This window comes from Butyrivibrio hungatei (assembly GCF_900101605.1).
Taxonomy (GTDB): Bacteria; Bacillota; Clostridia; order Lachnospirales; family Lachnospiraceae; genus Butyrivibrio; species Butyrivibrio hungatei_B.
This window is the reverse complement of record NZ_FMUR01000012.1, coordinates 1-21,069: the sequence shown is the minus strand read 5'-3', so window position 1 is coordinate 21,069 and position 21,069 is coordinate 1. Positions and strand designations below refer to the sequence as shown.

The 21,069-nt window shown below is 42.6% G+C and carries 14 protein-coding genes; all 14 read right to left on the bottom strand.

The window, feature by feature from the left end:
- Positions 1-434: 434 nt before the first annotated feature.
- Entirely contained in the window at positions 435-1,577 is a 1,143-nt protein-coding gene (prfB, locus tag BLP87_RS10305; RefSeq protein WP_026655680.1) for a peptide chain release factor 2, read from the bottom strand.
- Between the two features lie 68 nt (positions 1,578-1,645).
- Positions 1,646-4,210, bottom strand: a complete 2,565-nt coding sequence (gene secA, locus BLP87_RS10300; RefSeq protein ID WP_026655681.1) for a preprotein translocase subunit SecA — start codon at positions 4,208-4,210, stop codon at positions 1,646-1,648.
- A gap of 152 nt (positions 4,211-4,362) precedes the next feature.
- The gene (locus BLP87_RS10295) at positions 4,363-4,902 is read right to left on the bottom strand and encodes a hypothetical protein (protein WP_074462643.1); all 540 of its coding nucleotides are present in this window, start codon (positions 4,900-4,902) and stop codon (positions 4,363-4,365) included.
- Positions 4,903-5,796: 894 nt separating this feature from the next.
- Entirely contained in the window at positions 5,797-6,588 is a 792-nt protein-coding gene (locus tag BLP87_RS10290; RefSeq protein ID WP_074462642.1) for an ABC transporter ATP-binding protein, read from the bottom strand.
- 37 nt (positions 6,589-6,625) lie between these two features.
- On the bottom strand, positions 6,626-7,816 hold the full coding sequence (locus BLP87_RS10285) for an ABC transporter permease (protein ID WP_074462641.1): 1,191 nt from the start codon (positions 7,814-7,816) through the stop codon (positions 6,626-6,628).
- A complete protein-coding gene (locus tag BLP87_RS10280; protein WP_074462640.1) occupies positions 7,794-8,207 on the bottom strand; it encodes a DUF4418 family protein in 414 nt (137 codons plus the stop codon). The genes BLP87_RS10285 and BLP87_RS10280 overlap by 23 nt, the downstream gene beginning before the upstream one ends.
- Before the next feature lie 29 nt (positions 8,208-8,236).
- Positions 8,237-9,307 (bottom strand): ABC transporter substrate-binding protein, encoded by a 1,071-nt coding sequence (locus tag BLP87_RS10275; protein ID WP_026655687.1) that lies wholly within the window; start codon positions 9,305-9,307, stop codon positions 8,237-8,239.
- A 19-nt stretch (positions 9,308-9,326) separates the two neighbouring features.
- Positions 9,327-10,106, bottom strand: a complete 780-nt coding sequence (locus BLP87_RS10270) for an ABC transporter ATP-binding protein (protein ID WP_026655688.1) — start codon at positions 10,104-10,106, stop codon at positions 9,327-9,329.
- Positions 10,100-11,053, bottom strand: a complete 954-nt coding sequence (locus tag BLP87_RS10265; protein ID WP_074462639.1) for an ABC transporter permease — start codon at positions 11,051-11,053, stop codon at positions 10,100-10,102. The genes BLP87_RS10270 and BLP87_RS10265 overlap by 7 nt, the downstream gene beginning before the upstream one ends.
- A 201-nt stretch (positions 11,054-11,254) precedes the next feature.
- Entirely contained in the window at positions 11,255-13,030 is a 1,776-nt protein-coding gene (locus tag BLP87_RS10260; protein WP_074462638.1) for a carbohydrate-binding protein, read from the bottom strand.
- 419 nt (positions 13,031-13,449) lie between these two features.
- Positions 13,450-17,568 (bottom strand): carbohydrate-binding protein, encoded by a 4,119-nt coding sequence (locus BLP87_RS10255; protein WP_074462637.1) that lies wholly within the window; start codon positions 17,566-17,568, stop codon positions 13,450-13,452.
- 762 nt (positions 17,569-18,330) lie between these two features.
- On the bottom strand, positions 18,331-19,179 hold the full coding sequence (gene amrS, locus BLP87_RS10250) for an AmmeMemoRadiSam system radical SAM enzyme (protein WP_074462698.1): 849 nt from the start codon (positions 19,177-19,179) through the stop codon (positions 18,331-18,333).
- Positions 19,180-19,211: 32 nt separating this feature from the next.
- Entirely contained in the window at positions 19,212-20,597 is a 1,386-nt protein-coding gene (gene amrA / locus BLP87_RS10245) for an AmmeMemoRadiSam system protein A (RefSeq protein ID WP_074462636.1), read from the bottom strand.
- A gap of 289 nt (positions 20,598-20,886) precedes the next feature.
- On the bottom strand, positions 20,887-21,069 hold a 183-nt coding region (locus BLP87_RS16200), incomplete at its 5' end, for a hypothetical protein (protein WP_074462635.1).

Sequence of the window (21,069 nt, the reverse complement as noted above, 5' to 3'; positions counted from 1 at the left end):
CAAATTCGCAAAAGATTATATACATCTGCCTGTTTGGTTACTGCATATTCTCACACTGTACTTAACTACATACCAGATCATTTATTCATTTCACAACACTTAAAAATATATTCTTGCATCACTTTACCACTAAATCCTTAGCTAATATGGTTTTCTATATTTCTTCCTATAATATTCCCAAAAAGTCTGCAGTAAATTCAGATTCCCACAGTATTATCTAACGGATACACTCCTTAAGCGTCATAGAGGATGTAATATTTCCCTCTTCTACAACGTAAAAAATCATAGTATATAAGAGTTGAATGGGCCTCTGAGCTCGTCGGTACTTATGCCACGTCTTTTGTGGCATTAGTACCGCTACGAAGCGAGGGGAGCGAAAGCGTCCCTGAAACTCTTATATACTATGATTTTGTATTCTATAGATGTGTAAATTCTTACTCCTCAGATGTGTCTCCAACCGGCTTTCCACCTGTTGCGAGCCACTTAAGGTACGCATTGATGAAAGGATCGAGTTCTCCGTCAAGCACACCGTCTGCATTTGATGCCTTAAAGCCTGTACGTGTGTCGTTTACCATTGTATAAGGCTGAAGCACGTAAGAACGTATCTGGCTTCCCCAAGCATTATCTTTTACCTCTCCACGGATTCCGTCAAGCTTAGCCTGATTTTCCTCCTGTTTCATGATAAAGAGTTTTGCTTTGAGCATCTGCATAGCCTTGTCCTTGTTCTGGAACTGTGAACGCTCATTCTGACAGGCAACTACAACACCTGTAGGAATATGTGTGATACGAACAGCGGATGATGTCTTATTGATATGCTGTCCGCCGGCACCACTTGAACGATATGTATCAATTCTGAGGTCATCGGGATTGATCTCGATATCAACGTCTTCTTCGATATCAGGCATTACGTCACATGATACAAAAGAAGTCTGTCTCTTAGCCTGCGCATTGAAAGGGCTGATACGTACAAGTCTGTGAACGCCGTGCTCAGACTTAAGAAGTCCGTAAGCATTTGTTCCCGAAATCTGGAATGTAACAGATTTGATACCTGCTTCGTCTCCATCAAGAAGGTCAAGTACTTCTGTTGTGAAGCCCTTTCTTTCAGCCCATCTTGTATACATACGATAGAGCATGCTTGCCCAGTCGCAAGCCTCTGTACCGCCTGCGCCGGCGTTAAGTCTAAGGATTACGTCATATTTGTCATAAGGCTGGTTAAGAAGGTTGCTGATCCTGATATTCTCAAGAGTATTCTCAAACTCATCAAGCTCTGCTCTTATCTCTGCAGCCATATCATCATCATCGACGCCCTCTGCGTTCTGCATATCGATAAGGTCGATTATATCGCCGTACTGCTTGTTGAGCTTATCAATTCCCGCAACAAGATCCTGCATGTTCTTAAGATCTTTGGTCTTCTTATTTGCCTTCTCTGCGTTATCCCAAAATCCGGGCTCCTCCATTTCACGGCTGAGCTCTTCTATTATCTTTTTCTTATTATCCAGATCAAGAGAAGCCGTCACTTCTTCAAGTGTGCCTCTGAGATTCTGAATTTCAACTTTCATCTGATCAAGTATTACCATTATGTTCTCCTATGTCCTATTCGCGATACGTTAGATTATTCGGTATTTCTTTTGCCAAAACGTATCACTTATACCCTGCCGCAACAATTCTTGTATTTCTTGCCGCTTCCGCAAGGGCAGGGATCATTGGGATAAACTTTGGCTTCAACTCTCTTAACGGGAGCTTTCTGAGCTGTATCATCCTTATTTGTGCCTGTAACTTTGGCAACCTGCTCACGCTCTACCTTCTCTTCGATATGAACATGGAAAAGAAGTCTCACTGCATCTTCCTTGATTCCCTTTGTCATATCATCGAACATCTCGTAACCGGCAAGCTTATACTCAAGCTTAGGATCTCTCTGTCCGTATGCCTGAAGGCCGATTCCCTGACGAAGCTGATCCATATCGTCAATGTGATCCATCCACTTTCTGTCGATCACTTTCAAAAGAATAACTCGCTCAATCTCTCTTATTGTCTCAGGCTCGGGGAATTCAGCTTCCTTGGCCTCATAGAGCTTAACAGCCTCTTCCTTAAGCTGCTGGATAAGTCCTGACTTTGTAAGATTGTCGATGCGTCCTCTGTTAATCTTCTTAAGAGGAATTGTAGGAAGCAGGATCTCATTGAGCTCGTTGAAATCCCAGTTATCCGAATCAGTCTCTTCACCTACAACAGTCTCAACAGACGATTCAACAATATCTGTAATCATCTTGTAGATGGCATCTCTCATTGATTCTCCGTTAAGAACTTTCTTACGCTCAGCATAAATAATCTCTCTCTGCTCATTGTTTACCTGATCGTACTCAAGAAGATTCTTTCTGATTCCGTAGTTGTTGGACTCGATCTTCTTCTGTGCGGTCTCAATAGCCTTAGAAAGTGATGAATGCTCGATTTCCTGACCATCGGGAATTTTGAGCGCATTAAACATAGCAATAAGTCTCTCTGAACCAAAGAGTCTCATGAGGTTATCTTCAAGTGAAAGATAGAACTTAGACTCACCGGGATCTCCCTGACGTCCTGAACGTCCGCGGAGCTGATTATCGATACGTCTGCTCTCATGCCTCTCTGTTCCGATTATCTTAAGTCCGCCTGCTGCCTTTGCTTCTTCATCAAGCTTAATATCGGTACCACGGCCGGCCATGTTTGTAGCGATTGTTACAGCGCCGTGCTTACCTGCCTCAGCGACGATTTCAGCTTCCATCTCATGGAACTTCGCATTAAGTACCTGATGCTGGATTCCTCTCTTTTTAAGGAGCTTGCTGAGTTCCTCAGATGCCTCGATTGTGATCGTACCAACAAGAACAGGCTGTCCTTTCTTGTGAGCCTCTTCTACAGCATCACAGATAGCCTTAAGCTTTTCTTTCTTGGTCTTGTACATTGCATCCTGAAGGTCCTTACGGATAACAGGCTCATTTGTAGGGATCTCTATAACGTCCATTCCGTAAATATCACGGAATTCTCTTTCTTCTGTAAGAGCAGTACCTGTCATACCACATTTCTTTTCAAACTTATTAAAGAAATTCTGGAATGTGATTGTTGCAAGAGTCTTGGACTCTCTCTTAACTTTAACATGCTCTTTTGCCTCTATTGCCTGGTGAAGTCCGTCTGAATAACGACGTCCCGGCATAACACGACCTGTGAATTCATCAACGATAAGAACTTCGTCATTCTGAACGATATAGTCGTGATCTCTCTGCATTAAGTTATTTGCTCTGAGAGCAAGGATAATGTTGTGCTGGATCTCAAGATTCTCGGGATCTGCAAGGTTTTCAATGTGGAAGAATTTCTCAACTTTGGCAACACCCTGCTCGGTAAGATTAACGATCTTATCCTTCTCATTTACGATGAAGTCACCGGTTTCTTCTCTCTCAATGCCCATGATGGCATCCATCTTGGAGAGTTCTTCCATGTCTTCACCTCTTGTCATCTGCTTTGCAAGAATGTCGCATGCTTCGTAAAGCTTTGTAGACTTATCAGACTGACCTGAAATAATAAGAGGGGTTCTTGCTTCGTCGATAAGAATTGAGTCGATCTCATCGATGATCGCGTAATTAAGTCCGCGAAGAACGCACTGCTCTTTATAAATAGCCATGTTGTCACGAAGATAATCAAAACCGAGCTCATTGTTTGTAACATATGTAATATCACAAGCATAAGCAGCTCTTCTCTCCTCAGAATTCATGCTGTTAAGTACAACACCTACCGTAAGTCCGAGGAATTCATGTATCTTACCCATCCATTCAGCATCACGCTTTGCAAGGTAATCATTTACTGTAACAACGTTTACACCCTTTCCTTCAAGTGCATCCAGATAAGAAGGAAGTGTGGCAACAAGTGTCTTACCTTCACCTGTTCTCATCTCTGCAATACGACCCTGATGCAAGATAACACCACCAATGAGCTGTACTCTGAAGTGCTCCATTCCAAGCACTCGCTTACCGGCTTCACGAACTACCGCATATGCCTCAGGCATGATATCATCAAGTGTTGCGCCATCGGCAAGTCTCTTTTTGAATTCTTCAGTCTTTCCTCTAAGTTCCTCGTCTGACAAAGACTGCATTATAGGCCTCATAGCCTCTATAGAGTCAACCGTGCTACGGATTCTCTTAAGCTCCCTCTCACTATGTGTTCCTATTATTTTGTTAATAATACTCATCTCTTTATTTCTCCCTAAAAAAGGGTATACTGACCCCTTTTATTTAGCAAAAGTCCGTTGTACATTGTAACAGATTTGCATAAACTATTCAACTTTCTACATATAAAAAGCAGCTACAGGAGTTCTGTAGCTGCATATCAACTAATTATCACTTATCCGTGGAAATTTGAGTTACTGTACAAAATGCTTTTTACCTGACCGCCTTTTATTGTGAAACTAAAGCTATAACCGTCGCATTTGTATGCATATATTTCTTCTTTTTTAAGCTTAGTCCTCTCATTAGGATTGCCATAAGCTGCCTCTACCTCTTCTGCCTTGCTTCCTATACCGATTCCTTTTGAAGTCTTAAATTCGCCGCCGTTAACAAGCATTGAACCGATAATTTCATTTCCTTCATCAGCAGATGTCGATATAGACAAGTTATAGTTTTCTCCGTTTTTATCGAAATCATAAGTTTTTCCGCTTGACTCTGCGCCATCTACTTCATCAGCCAATTCCGCAACAGACTTTATAGCCTCCACAACAGTCTGCGGATCATCCGTAAATGAAACGGTCTTTCCGTTATATTCAAAAGACGGATCTGCCTGCGTTATTTCTGTCGATATTGCTCCTGCTGAGCCGTTTCCGCATCCCATAAGTGCAAGCACCATTGCCGAAGCCATAATAATTGTTGTAATTCTTTTCTGTCTCATTTCTCTTTCCTCACTTAAAAATATATTTCACCAAAGGTGTTTTTTAAACTGTACTAATCATTCTAATACACTTATACACCCTCTTCTTATTTCTGTCAACAACCTGAATATTGTGGAGTGTTCTTTTCCAGCGACGATGGATTTGCTTGTATGCTACTTCTAATGCCTATGGCTACGCTTATTTGCTTCTTTCAATGCTTCCGGATTCACCTATGACCGTGAATCCCCCTACGGCAATGCTACTCAAGTATCATCGAGAACTGTAAATTCACGCTTCTCTCTTATACTTTTCATTTATCGCATCTAATCCGATATTGCCACCATTTTCTCCGAAGCAATGTTGCTATCCGTGCACTCCACTTTCCAAAGCACCTATGACCTGTTAGCTGCTTTTTGCTCAAATGGGTCATACATACTCTTGGTTCTGCATTTAATTTTCCACGGGACATATGACCTGTTCTACTCTTTTCCCCCAAAAAGGTCATGTGTACTCTCTGTTATGCGCCCAGATTTCTACAATTCACATGACCTTTTCGCCACTTTTTGCCCAAATGGGTCATGTGTACTCTCTGTTATGCACTCAAATTTCCACAATTCTCATGACCCTTTATCCGCTTTTTGCCCAGAAGGGTCATGTGTATTCTCTGTTATGCACTCAAATTCTAAAAAAAGCTTGATGCAAGGCATCATGTAGAAGACAATTCGCTAAAATGTGAAAAATATGCCTTAAGAAGAGCAAATCCTTAATGTAAGGCATACTTTGTGAAGAAATCGCTGCTCTGTAAAAAGCGTAGAAAGAAAAAAGATGCTGAACTATAGAAAACATGCAAAAAACGGCCCGAAAGCCGTTTTGTATTATCCGTATTAAATGGTATTACCCTTATTTTTTATAAATCAAGTAGTATGTTCAAGTTCATATTTGAAGTCAGCTTCCGCAATAGCTTCCTGCTCGTGGGAGCTTATGATAACGGTACTTCCCTGCGTGCTGAAACGCTTTAGGAGTTGAAGAACCGCCCTGACGTTTTTGCGGTCAAGATTTGCGGTTGGCTCATCCATGATTATGAGATCAGGCTTTGTAATAAGCGTTCTTGCAATTGCGGCACGCTTTATCTCGCCGCTCGAAAGACTCGACGGATACTCGTTCCGGAGCTGACTTAACCCAAGGGCGTCAAGAAGCTCCGCCGAAAAGCTTGTAGGTTCCTCTCCCTCAGGCGACTCCTTGCCAGTTTTATTGCCTTTGCCAGTGTTATTACCATTGCTAATGTTTTCTCCATTACCGATATTATCGCTAGTGTCATCGCTATCGCCAGTGCCATCACCAATAAGATTTTTATTTTTTCCACCTTTGGCACTTATATCATATGCAAGTTTTAGATTTTCAATGAGAGTAAGATAAGGGATAAGCTCGCAGTTCTGCGTCATAACGCCCATAAAGCCGGTCCTTAACTTCGCCAGTTCTTCATCTCCGAGCGCCGTAATCTCCTTTTCCCCGTAATACACCTTGCCTTCCGTAGGTTTACTGAGACCTGCCACTATATTAAGGAGTGTGCTCTTCCCGACGCCGCTGTCTCCGCTTATAACCGTGAACTTCCCCTGCGGCAATGTTACGCTGATATTATCGAGAACCGTAAATTCACGCTTATCTCTCTTATACTTTTTAATTATCGCATCCAATCTGATATCCATACTTATTTCTCCGAAACGATATTATTATCAGTGCACCTCACAAATACACATTCTCCGGGCACAGCTTCTTTATGCTAAACAACGCGCACAGCGGCCCAAGCACCGTGGTAAGCAAAAATGACACAGCCACAACCGCAACTTCTTCACCGATATACGGCGCGGTAAAAGGAATCTTCGTAGCCGCCTCAATAAGCTGCAGCATCACAACAAATGAAAGGAATCCAAACGCTGTACCTATAAGCGCGCCGGGAAACGCTGTCCACAATACTTCGCGCATAAGGAACGCTCCGATCTTCTTCCTACTGATTCCAATCGTCCTAAGTATCTCAACTTCTTTTTTCCTGTCATTTAGTGTGATGTAATGAATTATGAACAGTAAAACAATGCTGATAATTACCATGAGCACGATCACAACCGCATAGACGATGTATGTGTCTTTAAGGCCTGAAAAGAGCTTTGAAGACACGCTCTCTGCAGTAACTATATCGACGTTTTGAAGCCTTGAAAGCCCCGCAACAACCCTTGAAACCTTATCTTTATCCGCAACTTTCACACAGACCGCAGATACGTCTTTGGAATTGACTTCAGCGATAACGCCCTGCCCCGCATTTTGCGCATTTTCCATGATCTCGCCGATAAGATTTCTGCTCACAAAAACAGTCGCATCCATGGAAGATCCGCTCTCATCAAGAGTTGCCGCAACAGGGTATTCTTTTCCAAACATCTTAAATGTCCCGCTTGTCACATTCACCTTGCTTCCGGCAATAAGCGCACCTTCTTCAAGCGACCTTATATACTTCCTGTCGATCCACGGTGTCACGACAAAATCCGAATCCATATCGATTCCAATTATCTGAACAGGCTGATCGCAGCAAGATGACTCAAGTGTCATAAGAAATGTCTGCGGCGACGCCGTTTCTACGCCTTCAACCTCTCTGATGCCGTCAATGACAGAACTGTCCATATAGAAAAAACTCTTTTTCGTGGTCAAAAGAATCCCCTCCATATCATCGCCGTGTCCTTTGGGTGTCACGATTATATCCGCTCCCATGCGCTGTGCGGCATTCTGACTTCCGTGAGCCATGCCGAACGCGGTAAGAGAAATAATCACCATTGCAAAGGACAGCACCAGCCCGATAAGAATCAGGCCGATGCTGCGATATAGTTTTGAGGATATGCTTTTGAAAACCAACTTATCTAATTTATCAAATCTTTGAAGGGTTCCCATTCTTTTTTCCCCTTATAATAAAATCAACAACCGCTACTCCGGCAAGTACAATGCCAACAATCACAAGAAAAGGTCTTGTGTAAACGTAGCAGTGCATGCTCTTCATATCGCACACAGGTGCTATAACTCCGGGAAGGAGTGCAATAAAGATTCCGCCCACAATCTGGATTACTGATATAACTTTTTCCACAAGCAGTTTCTTGGCAAAAATCTGTACCGCCGCCAGAATCGCAAGAACTATACTCGCCGCAATGGCGAGAGCTCTAGTCTTATGACACTTTGCTTCCATATCTCCCATATCACCGCAAACATGTGCAAACGTAAATAAACCAACTATCACAAATGCAAGAATAAGCACTCTTAAAATATTTACAATCACTTTTGATCTCATAGTAATAATCTCCCGGTCCATTTTTTGTCTTAGCTGTTTTCAGTAAATTTCTTGCTTGAAGGATCATAAGTAAATGACTCAGGAACTCCCTCAAGATCTGGGAAAACAGTCTTTGTAAATTCATCCGCATTGAGCGAAGCGTCAAGATCGCCCGTCTTCTGAAGATCGTCGAATGATGCCTTAAATGTCTCTCTTCCAAGCTTTACAGAAGGCTCATAATTAAGACTTGCAAGGATCTCGCCGTATCTTGCGATGTCCTCTTCGCTCTCTGAAGGCATATATCCGTTCTCAACCTGAAGTCTTGCCGCTTCCTCGGGAAGTGCCTGAACGAAAGCTGCTGCCTTCTGGATTGCTCTTGCATACGCAGTTGCACCCTTTGGATTCTTTGCTATAAGCTCCTGTGATACATAAGCCTGGCAGCAATATTCCTTTGAAAAGACCTCGTCCTCACCGATATCAAGTATCTTGATAAAGTCATAGTTCTTCTCTGCGTTGTATGCCACGGGATCGTGAATTCCGATCGCATCTACGGCACCGTTATCAAGCGCTGTCGGAAGGTCTGTCATCGCATATGTCACAAACTGGATATCAGCATCACTTCCGTTTACCTTAAATCCTAAGCTGAACAGCTTTCTCTTAAGCTGAATCGGCGCAGAATCCGACAACGAAGCAACACCTATTGTCTTGCCCTTAAGATCTTCAAGGGAATTTACGCCCGAGCCGTTCTTTGAATAGAACTTTGTACATCCTCTGTGAAGTCCTGTCACAAAAGAGATTGAAAGTCCGTTTGATATAGGCTGCATGAGCGTACCGGTAAGTCCGTAGCCTGCATTGATCTCACCACTTGTTATCTGCTCCGTGATCGTATCTATATTGGAAGTTACAACTTCATACTTCTGCCCGATTGCTTCGAATTCCTCGTCAAAATAGCCGTTTATGATAGCTATATGAACCGGTGCAAGACACAAGCTTTCTTTGTTATTAAGAATCTTTACGGTAAGTTCTTCTCCTCCTTCGCTCTTTTCTGATTTAGCACCGCAGCCTACAAGCAGTGCCGCTGTCATGGTCAAAGCCAAAACACTTGCAATTACCTTTTTCATTTCTTTTCTCCTTAAAAAATTACAAATAATACTCCGGCTCTTTGTTCTCTCCGGCATAGTTCAGAATTTCCAGAATCTTCGTTCTGTATTTGATAAAGTCCGTTCCTCCTCTCGCTCTTGGTCTTCCAAGTTCTATATCAAGCACCTGCTCGATCTTCGCAGGTCTTGGCGTCATTATGACAACTTTGTCAGACAGATAAACAGCCTCGTCAACATCGTGTGTCACCATGATCATCGTCATCTTCTGATCCTTCCATATCTTTAAGATCTCATCCTGCATATTCATTCTTGTGAATGCATCCAGCGCACCGAGCGGCTCATCAAGCAAAAGAACTTTCGGATGTCCCACAAGCGCTCTTGCAAGCGACGCTCTCTGGTTCATTCCACCCGACAGCTGGTGCGGATAGGAATTTTCAAAGCCCGTAAGCCCGACCATTTCTATATATTCTTTTACATCTTCTTTTTTCTCTTTATATATCCCTCTCGCCCTCAGGCCAAAAGCGATATTGTTTTCAATAGAAAGCCACGGATAAAGATTTGCCTGCTGAAAAGCAAATCCTCTCTCATGCCCCGGTGCCGTAACAGGCTCTCCGTCAAGAAATACCGTTCCTTCATCTGCAAGTCCAAGTCCCGCAATAGCTCGCAGGAGTGTTGTCTTTCCGCACCCCGACGGGCCTATAAGCGATATAAAAGATCCGGGTTCAATATCAAGGTTTACTCCATTCAGAGCATTTACAACACTTCCGTCAGGATTTGTAAAACTCTTGGATACGTTTTCAATTTTTATCTCTCCTACCATTTAATTACTCCCTTCTGCCATCCAAGCAGTCTGTCCTTGATCCTGAATAAAAGAGTGATTATCAGGTTACACAATACCGCAAGAAGTATCAGTCCCGCGTAAACGTTGGCATACAGCATCATGCTCTTTTGCCAGTTAAGATACCAGCCGATTCCCGATTTACAACCGAACATCTCGGCTGTCACAAGTGTTACAAACGAGCCTGTCGTCGCATAAAAAAAGCCGAGGAACACGTTGGGAAGCGCCGCAGGAATTCCGACTTTGAAGATTTTATATAACTTATTTGCTCCCAAAGTATCCGCAACCTCAAAATAAGTCTGTTGAACATTCTGTATTCCGTTACTTGTCATGACAGTTATCGGAAACCACACCGACAGTGCTATCATGAATACCGCCGCCTGATAAGATGTGCTAAAAAGTGAAAGCACGAGCGGTGACCATGATGTTGCAGGAATAGGTCCGATTATCTTGGTCAAAGGATTGATCCAATAAGCAACATTCTTGTTGAATCCTATAAGTATTCCCGTTGTAAATCCAAGCGCCGCTCCGACCGCAAATCCTATTATCAACAGCTTTCCGGATGATACTATGCATTCAAGCATGAGCGCTCTGTCATTTACGAATACCGCAAACACCCTGTCCAGAGACGGGAAAAAGAGAACCGGAAGAAGCGCAAATTTACTGCATATAAGATTTATGAAGTTTAGCAGCTGTGCTCCTCCTGCGAGTAGCGGCCCGCTTTTTAAAAGATATTCGTCTGTCATTTTATTAAAGAAGGAAGCTACATATAAACCTATGAATAATGCTCCTACTATATAAAGAAAGTATGTAAAGAACGGCCCTTTTGCATCAGGCTGTTTTGCCGAGTTCGGCACCGCAACCTGGATCAGCAACGTAAATATCACCGATATGATGGGGCTGATCTTCTTTAGTTGTTTTGTAACCAATTACTTTTTCCTCCTCAACTATTAATTATTGTGCTCCCGTTATAGACAACGAAAGCCGGAGGCTTCATTTTATTGAAACCTCCGGCTTTCCGGTCAGCTCAGTGCTTTATGATGTTCAAATCTTATCATACAAAGCACAAGCTGCATAATTCATGAATGTTATAGTTTGCAATCAGTTATTCTTATCACTCAACGTTTTGCTCAATCGTTAAAAGAATAATCCAAACCTCCGCTCGCATCGCCGCTTCCGATTATTCCGAACTCGGTGCTCTGTCCGGGGTTTAGAACAGCATTCCAGGAGAGAGGCGTAAATATGTAGTATTCGCCATCTTCATCCACATTTGTGCACCAGCTCTGCGCGACATTTATATATTTCTTTTTAATCTTTAATGTCCATCCCGAAGACTGCTCTTGTGATATATTGGTAATCTTGAAATTTATCTGATAACCGCCGTCCCAGATATCTCTTGAATATTTAAGTTCAAGCTTGCAGTCGCCCTGAATATCCGGCTGTTCGGGCTCTTCGGGAATCTCAGGTTGTTCCGGTTCTTCCGGATTTTCAGTTTTCTCCGGATCCTCAGGTATTTCAGGCTTGTCCGGGATCTCGGGTGATTCAGGTTTGTCCGGATTCTCGGGTTGCTCAGGTTGCTCTTTTTCCGGATCGTCATTTTCTTCTCCGCCCGATATAGGCTCATTGCCCGGAACCGGCATCATCTTACTCATGACTGTCCATTTATCGATCATACAACTTCCGACTTTGCAAACAAAATAAAGGTCATGTATTCCCTCTATATTAGGAGCTTTGGTTCTATAATGCAGATATTCACCGTCTGTATTCTCAACCTTTATAACGCCGAGAAGTTCTCCGTCAACGCTTCCTTCTCTTACCTCAACGGCTGCCGGCTTTTCACTCTTTGCAACAATAACAACCGATGTAAGGCCATATCTAAAGTTTACTTTTTGGGCTGAGATATATCCGTTTTCCTTGATTGATACAACCTTGTTCCAGTTATCTTCAACTATCTCGGCATTTTCTCTCGGGAAATCAATCTCTGCTTCGACATAGCCGTACGGACTAATCTTTTCACCGGGTGTCGGAAGCGGCCTGTCGGTGTTTCTGGGCGCCGCGCTCCAGGTATCAATGTTGCATTTTCCTTTTTTCCCAACAAAATAAATCTTCTGCATTCCTTCAAGGTTCGCCATTTCTCCCTCAAATGGCTTGTAGGAATCATCCGTGTCACGAAATTCTATCGTGCCGATAAGTTCACCCGCAGGAGAATCTTTTCTAACCTCGATTATTCCGTCATCTTCAGCTCTTGCCTCAATCGTAATGCTCTTTAGTCCCTTTTCGAAGTTGACATCCTTCATAAGGAAAAAATCATTTTCAGAAAAATCGACCAAAACAGTATGTCTTTTGTCCTTAACTACCCCTACTCCCGATGTACCGAAGTTAACTTCCGCCTCATTATCCTTGTACGGATCGATCTGAGGAACATCGCCGCCTTCGTAGATCTTGCCCGGAAGTGCCTTCCATGTCGCAATATCTATCGGATTGTTCGCCTCAAAATATATATCATGAACTCCCGAAACGTTTACTTTCGGAATCCCGGTACTTTGATTAAACGAATAAGCTCTGATAAGTATTCTTGCGATAGGCTCGCTCTTCGGATCATCTATATATACATAAATTTCTGAACCGCCCCATCTTGTCCTTGCCGTCACTTCTATGCCGACAAGCCCCTTTGAAAAATCCACATTCTCTGCTTTCAGTATCTTTGAACCTGAGATTGGCGAATATGATATATCATCCTCATAGAAACCTCCACCGTTTTCCATTATCTCCGTCTGTACTAATTCATACGGGTTTAAAAGAGCTTTCTCATTATTGGGTTCTGCTGCCTTTATTGCCATGCCCTGCAAAATCAGCATGACTGCTGCCGCCAAAAAACTTATTGCTACTCTCACTTTCCTTTTCATATTTTTTACCCCCGATACACTTTAACGACTCTGCTACATAATTTGTAGTCCGAACAGCTAGATTACAGATAACTCATCTTGTTTTCTATTTTCTTATCTGTGTTTTCTCACCTATTTTTCCCACGATGCATCCCTAAATACAGATAACTCATCTTATTTTCTCTCTTCTTATCTGTGTTTTTCATCAATTTATCCCTCTAAATCACAGATAATCGCTTCGTTTTCGCATTTCTTATCTGTGTTTTTATCAATTTTCTCCTGTTAAACCTCCGAAAGTCACAGATAATCGCCTTATTTTCACTTTTTTTATCTGTATAAAGAAAACCCGGTGACCGTCAAAAGACAGCCACCGGATTTCTCACCTTCTTTTAAAGAAGGTCATTAACCGCCCCTTTCTCTCTTTTTTATCTTTCTCTCTTTTACTCAAATACATACTCAATCTGGCTCGGCTCTCCACTTCCGATAATTCCGAATGTGGTAGACTGTCCGTTTCCAAGCGTAGAATTCCATGACATAGGAGTAATTACATAGTAATCACCCTGCTGCTGAATATTTACGCACCAGCTCTGAGTAATATTGATACCGTTTCTCTTGATTTTGAGCTTCCATGTGTTCACCGTATTACCTGAGCTATTGGTAACGGTGAAGTTTGTCTGATAACCGCCCTGCCATGTGCTTGTATTTTGAGTAAGCTTCATGCCTGTCTCAACTACAGGAGGCTCTACAACTTCCTTATAAGGATTTACCTTCCAGGAATCAAGTGTTACAGCGCTTCCACCACTCGGAACTACGAAGTAGATATCCTTCTTTCCTGTGATGTTCTTTGAAGCTGTGATTTTAAACTCTCGTGTGCTGCCGCTTACAGTTGCATATCCGATGAGGTCTCCGCTTGCTGAGCCAACTCTTACCTCAAATCTTGTAGAACTTGTTGCTCCGGCATTTACGATAAATTCTGAAATACCGTCAGAGAATACAACATTCTTTGCAACTGCATATCCGCCTGCACCAATGCTTACGCCCTGCTTATTAGGTGTAAGTCTTGCATTGCTGAGATCTGTAGATGTCTCACCCTCAACAGTGTTGTAAGGATTGATATCTTCGTAAACAGGAGGATCAACTATTGTGCCTGACGAAGGCATTGCCTGCCATGCATCAAATGTTGCTGCACCACCCTTTGCCTCAAAGTAAACATAATGCTTACCTGTGATATCTGTTGAAACTTTTACAAATGTTTCTTTTGTAATATCAGTACCAACGCTGATCGAGCCGATAGGTGTCTGCGCATCATCAATATAGATATTAAGCTTAACCTTAGGCTGTGATGCACTTGCAAGTACCTTGAATCCTGATATTCCCTTCGAGAAGTCAATATTCTGCACAAGGATATATCCGCCATCACTGATGACTATCGACTGCTTGTTAGGTGAAAGCATTGCATTTGTAAGATCCTTGGATACTTCTGCTTCTACCTTGTTGTAAGGATTGATTGTGTCACCTACAGGAGGTTCTACGATTGTTCCGTCAGAAGGTGTTACCTTCCATGAATCAAACGTTATGCTTCCGTCCATAGTTGCTACAAAGTAGATGTCATGTGTTCCTGTAACACTCTTTGCTGCAGTTACTGTTATATCCTTTGCATCTGTACTTACTCTGAAGTTTGCGATAAGATCTCCGTCTGCTTTATCAAGTCTTGCTTCAAGTCTGTTTGCTCCACTTGCTTTCGCATTAACTGTAAATTCCTTAATTCCCTTTGAGAAATCTACGTTCTTTGCTACTGCATATCCACCCTTCTGGATGCTTACAGCCTGCTTGTTAGGTGTAACCATTGCACTCTTAAGCTCTGCAGATGCTTCTGCTTCTACTGTGCTGTAAGGATTTACTGTATCACCTACAGGAGGTTCTACGATTGTTCCTGACTTAGCCATTGCATTCCAAGCATCGAATGTAACCGATCCGCCTGTTGCCTCGAAGTATACATCGTGTGTTCCTGTAAGGTCTGATGTAAGCTTAATGCCTGTTCCCGAAGCCATATTTGCGCCGACATTTGCTGTTCCAATCGCTGTCTTTGCATCATATCCGGACTTATCAATATAAACATTGAGTTTAACTCCGGGCTTTGATGACTGTGCATAAATCTGGAATCCGTTAAGTCCCTTTGCGAAATTAACGTTCTTAACTACTATATATCCGCCATCATTAACTACTACAGATGTCTTGTTTGGAGCAATCATTGCGCTGCTAAGCTCATCTGCTTTTTCTGCCTCTACCTTCTCATAAGGATCTACTGTATCGCCTACAGGAGGCTCTACGATTGTTCCGTCAGAAGGTGTTACCTTCCAGGAATCGAAGGTCAGACTGCCATCCATAGTTGCTACAAAGTAGATGTCATGTGTTCCCGTGATATTCTTTGCAGCACTTACTGTTATATCTTTTGCATCTGTGCTGACTCTGAAGTTTGCGATAAGATCTCCGTCTGCCTTATCAAGTCTTGCTTCAAGTCTGTTTGCTCCGCTTGCTTTTGCATTAACTGTAAATTCCTTAACGCCCTTGGAGAAGTCTACGTTCTTTGCTACTGCATATCCACCCTTCTGGATGCTTACAGCCTGCTTATTAGGTGTGATCATCGCATTGCTGAACTCTGCTGATGCTTCTGCCTCAACCTTCTCATAAGGATCTACCGTATCGCCTACAGGAGGCTCTACAACAGGAGGCTCTTCTGTTCCGTCTGAAGGTGTTACCTTCCAGGAATCGAAGGTCAGACTGCCATCCATAGTTGCTACAAAGTAGATGTCATGTGTTCCTGTGATATTCTTTGCGGCATTTACTGTTATATCTTTTGCATCTGTGCTGACTCTGAAGTTTGCGATAAGGTCTCCGTCTGCCTTATCAAGTCTTGCTTCAAGTCTGTTTGCTCCACTTGCTTTCGCATTAACTGTAAATTCCTTAATGCCCTTTGAGAAATCTACACTCTTTGCTACTGCATATCCACCCTTCTGGATGCTTACTGCCTGCTTGTTAGGTGTAACCATTGCGCTCTTAAGCTCTGCAGATGCTTCTGCTTCAACCTTCTCATAAGGATTTACTGTATCGCCTACAGGAGGCTCTACAACAGGAGGTTCTTCCGTTCCACCTGATGATTCCACTGCACGCCATGCATCAAGTGTTATAGCGCCACCGTCTGCCTGAATGTATACATCATGAGTTCCCTTGAGCTCTGATGTAACATCCACAGTTGACTCCTTGGCAATATCTGTACCGACATTGATCGAAGCCATGGGTGACTTTGCACCATCAATATAGATGTTTAATTTAACCTTAGGAGCTGACGCTTTTGCAAGTACAGCAAATCCCGAAAGTCCCTTTGAGAAATCAACATTCTTGGTGATCACATAACCACCGTCTTTAACAACTACCGACTGCTTATTAGGTGATAACATAGCCTCAGCAAGCTCAGTTGCCGCCTCTGCTTCTACCTTACTATAAGGATTTACCGTATCGCCTACAGGTGGCTCAACTACAGGAGGTTCTTCCGTTCCGCCCTGTCCTTCCAAAGCCTGCCATGCATCAATCTGTACAGCTCCGCCATTTGCTTTGAAATATACATCATGTGCCCCCTTGAGGTCTGATGATATCTTTACAAATGACTCACTTGCCATATCGGTGCCAACGCTGATAGAACCTAACTGAGTATCGGTTCCGTCAACATATACATCAAGTTTAACCTTTGGTGCTGAAGTCTTGGCAAGTACCTTGAATCCCGAAACACCTTTTGAAAGGTCAACATTCTTGGCTACAATATATCCGCCGTCATTTATAAGTACCGACTGCTTGTTCGGAACAAGCTTTGCATTTTCCAATGTAGCTGCTGTCTCGGCCTCAACCTTCTCATACGGATTTACAGCTGTCGGATTTTCCGGCTGATCGGGGTTCTCCGGCTGTTCCGGAATCTCAGGCTGATCAGGGTTTTCCGGCTGTTCCGGAACCTCAGGCTGATCGGGATTTTCCGGCTGCTCCGGAACCTCAGGCTGATCGGGATTCTCCGGTTGGTCCGGATTTTCAGGTTCATCAGGTGTTTCACCCGGTTCCGCTGTCCAACTATCTACCAAACTTGTGCCCATCGTCTGCACAAATGCAATGGTATCCGCTCCATCCAAATCTTTTACGGAAGTTGAAAATTCCCTGTATTCTCCGTCGGTACCACTAAGTTTAATGCTACCTACTACATCTCCCTTTTCTCCATCTTTATGAATAACAATAAGACCTGCCGAATCCGCTTTGGCTTTTATAACTATCTTAGAAACTCCCTGCGAGAAGTTCACACTCTTCACAGTGAAGTAATTTCCAGATCCAAGGCTGACAACTGTCGCGCCGGCATCTTCATCTGTGAAAACATCTTTTATATTACGTTCAAAGTCAAGTTCCGCCTCAACCGTACCGTACGGGTTAATACTTGGTGCCGCCGCTACTGTCAAGCCTGGTGATAACAATCCTGTTGCTAAGAATACACTTAATGCTACTGATAACTTTCGTTTAATCATAATAAAACCGTTCACCTCCTAGCCTAATAAAATTGTTTTGATTTTTACGTAAACGTTTTAGCGCCCGAGCACTTCCATTGTAACAGCGCATTATTTTTGTGAACAATGTGTAATATTACTCAAATAACTCAAATTTTAATAGTCATAATGACTTAATTGCTTTGCGTTTTTAAGTTAGTTTTAATATTATAAAAAGAAAATTATTAACTTAAATATTTATAAAAAATCGCTAAAAAATCATTATTTTCCGGCCCGGACATTTTTCTCCCATCTCAAACATGAATGTATGACTTTTTATAAAAGAATCATCAAAAAAGGTCATATTTTTTATCTCTCGAAAAATTACCATATGACTTTTTTGGAAAAAAACCGCATTAAAAGTCATGTATTTTTTCCATATTTTTTTGATAAAAAAACAAGTATATGACCTATATATGTAAAAATCCCTCAAAAGGTCATAAAATCTACGCTTGCGCAGTTTAAAAAGGCAAAAAAATATGACTTTTTCAGGCATTTTTTTCAGATAAGGTCATACATCTTTTTTTCAGCATACTCTACAAATAAAAAATGCATGACTTTTTAGAAGAAAAATCATCAAAAAAGTCATACATTTGCAAATCACACTTATATATCCCGTCACAAAACAAAAACCTGAATTTTTGTCATATCAGATTGGTATTCTTCGCCCCTCGGCAAGACAACTAAAAAAGGCAAATTAAAAAGCAAGCTAACTCCATATACTGCGTTGGCAAGCCAACAACACTAACAATTCCCCGTATAAACAATTTCAAGTTCTTCTCTTGCGACCTCGGCAAGACGATAGACCTTCCTCACATCGGTCGCGTTGCGGTCGGTCATCTTAAATCTTGGAAAAAATCTTGAAATATGAAGCGGTATGTTCTTCCCATTTGCCACTTCAAGCCCATGTATCCATGCGGACATCTCGCGCATTTCTTCCTCTCCGTCATTCTCACCGGGAATTATCAGTGTTGTAAGCTCAACATGGCAATGCTTTACCGCTTCCGCGATAAAATCCATCGCCTGTTTCCTGCTGCCCCCGAGAAGTCTATCATAATATTCATCCGTAAATCCCTTAAGATCAATGTTCATCGCATCAATGTACGGAACAATCTCCGCAAGAACAGACAACTCGGCTGTTCCGTTAGATACAAGCACTGTTTTTAGGTCACGTTCTTTTGCAAGCTTCGCTGTATCAAGCACAAACTCATATCCGACAAGCGGCTCATTATAAGTAAAAGCGATCCCGATATTTCCCTGCGCCCTCGTATCAAGCGCTGTCTCCACAAGCTCTTCAGGACTCACCATCTTCGCATCCTCTGCAAATATCCGCGCTTCCTCCGACCAGGAAATATCATTATTCTGGCAAAAAGGGCATCGCAGATTGCACCCGAAACTTCCTACCGACAGGATATAACTTCCAGGAAAAAAATTGTTCAACGGCTTCTTCTCAATCGGATCAAGCGCAAGTCCCGACACCTTGCCATAGTTATATGCAATTACCTTCCCGTCCCTGACCGTTCTTGCACCGCAAAATCCGATGTCACCTTCCGATAAGGAACAATGCCTGAAACACACTTGACATGCCGCCATAAAGCCTCCCGCTGCCATTATTCCACATTTCCTCAGAAATGCCTAACCACTTCAAACCTCTGCAAAGTATACGGCTCATCCTCAAGTATTCCGCCCTTTTGCCTTGCTATATCGATCTGCTCCTCCACGGAATCTATACCGTCAAGATTTGGAAGCAGCAGCCCTCTCTTAACTCCGTGACTAACAATAACTCCATACTTCTTTACATCAAGCTTATCAGGTGAATCTATATCCTCAGTCTCCCCGAGAACATCAACACTTATATCAAGAAACTTAAGCTCATCCTCGGTTATCGGATCAAAGCGCGGATCGTGCGTACTTGCACTTATCGCATTCTGAATTATCTCTTTTGCAATATTGTCCTGAGTTGCGGAGGTTGTACCTATACAACCGCGAAGCTGTCCCATCTTGTGAATTGATACAAAAGTACCTGCAGTTCTTGTAAGAAGATCATCTGAAAGACCGTCAGGAACCTGAATCTGCCTGTGTTCTTTTACCCACGACTCGACACTTGCCCTCGCAAGCCTCACATATTCATCATTCGCGTCAGCTTTTTCCTTGCATTCTTTTTCAAGCTTTTTTTCATATTCTTGTAAAAAATGTCTGCTCTCATCCGCTCCGTCCGGATAAAAAGTACAGATTCCGTAGCCCACTCCCGTTACATCCTCATGCGAAAGAGCCGTTGCCTTAACGCGAAGACCGTCAAAAACCCCAGCCATGATAACAAACGACCTGTGCCCGCACTCTGCGGCAAGTTTACACAAGCTCTCATCAAATTCAAACAGCCTGCCAAACTCTGCTTTTCCACACACCTCCATTATGTTTTCATCATATTCGGGGCCCTCTTTTGAAAAACCGTAAGGTCCGTATTCCTGCAACTTATGTGAAAGATCGCCGCTTGCGATCAAAACGACTTTTTTCCCCGATTCATCGATAGCTTTCGCAATTATCTGCCCCAGCCTGTAATGATATGTCAAAGGAAGCCCCGAAAGCCCTATACGAATAATCTTTCCGCCACTATATTTTTTGCGTATGAACCACAAAGGAACCATGGTTCCGTGATCGAGGGAAGACTCTCTTTCCCCCATCGTTCCCGCGGGAAAATTCTCTTTTTCTGCAAGAAGCGCAATCGCATCTGCAAGTTCTGTGTCATACTCTTCGGAAAATCTGACTCCGGATGCGCCGAAATCTGCAAAACTTCCCGTTGCTCTGTGCCCCGGCGATATATGAAAGTAATCCGCATACATCACGGAATGCGGACTCGTTATGATGATAGTGTCAGGTTTTAACGCCGCCACTTCTTCCGCAACCTTCTCATAAGCATTTGTTGTTGCAAGAATCTGTTTCTCTCCGCCTCTTCCGACTTCCGGAATTATAAGCGGTGGATGTGGAACCATAAAAGCTGCCGATACAGTCATTTTAGCCTCCTATCTGAAATTGCGGATTTCTGTAATTTCATTTAAATTATCATGCATTAAAAAAAATCTATGATCAACTATAAACGTGCATCTTACCTACATTCCGACACATATATCATATTACGATAAATCAGCATTTGTCCACCTTAACGTTTATTAATATTCGTTATTTCCGTTAGTATAAAACATATTCCCACACACCACCGCATATATCATAACTTCCAATGTTTTTACCACTCAATGACCAAAATAATTTCAGCCGGAATTGAACTCCAATCCCGGTTTCTGTTTATTGTTTTACGTTAGACCAGAAACAATCAAGCAGATATGGAAGATTAGCATTAAGCATCCTGACATGACTTGAATAACTATAAATGACTCCCGGCTGATCAAGACCTTCGGAATGAGCAACGCAAACAAAACCGTCCCCTTCATAACCTATATACGTATGAACTGCTTTTGTTTTACCAGC

Coding starts and splice junctions, on each gene's coding strand:
- BLP87_RS10285 (WP_074462641.1), bottom strand. CDS start 7,816: ATGGGAACCCTTCAAAGATTTGATAAATTAGATAAGTTGGTTTTCAAA.
- secA (WP_026655681.1), bottom strand. CDS start 4,210: ATGAGTATTATTAACAAAATAATAGGAACACATAGTGAGAGGGAGCTT.
- BLP87_RS10295 (WP_074462643.1), bottom strand. CDS start 4,902: ATGAGACAGAAAAGAATTACAACAATTATTATGGCTTCGGCAATGGTG.
- BLP87_RS10280 (WP_074462640.1), bottom strand. CDS start 8,207: ATGAGATCAAAAGTGATTGTAAATATTTTAAGAGTGCTTATTCTTGCA.
- BLP87_RS10255 (WP_074462637.1), bottom strand. CDS start 17,568: ATGATTAAACGAAAGTTATCAGTAGCATTAAGTGTATTCTTAGCAACA.
- amrA (WP_074462636.1), bottom strand. CDS start 20,597: ATGACTGTATCGGCAGCTTTTATGGTTCCACATCCACCGCTTATAATT.
- amrS (WP_074462698.1), bottom strand. CDS start 19,179: ATGGCGGCATGTCAAGTGTGTTTCAGGCATTGTTCCTTATCGGAAGGT.
- BLP87_RS10275 (WP_026655687.1), bottom strand. CDS start 9,307: ATGAAAAAGGTAATTGCAAGTGTTTTGGCTTTGACCATGACAGCGGCA.
- BLP87_RS10260 (WP_074462638.1), bottom strand. CDS start 13,030: ATGAAAAGGAAAGTGAGAGTAGCAATAAGTTTTTTGGCGGCAGCAGTC.
- BLP87_RS10270 (WP_026655688.1), bottom strand. CDS start 10,106: ATGGTAGGAGAGATAAAAATTGAAAACGTATCCAAGAGTTTTACAAAT.
- BLP87_RS10290 (WP_074462642.1), bottom strand. CDS start 6,588: ATGGATATCAGATTGGATGCGATAATTAAAAAGTATAAGAGAGATAAG.
- prfB (WP_026655680.1), bottom strand. CDS start 1,577: ATGGTAATACTTGATCAGATGAAAGTTGAAATTCAGAATCTCAGAGGC.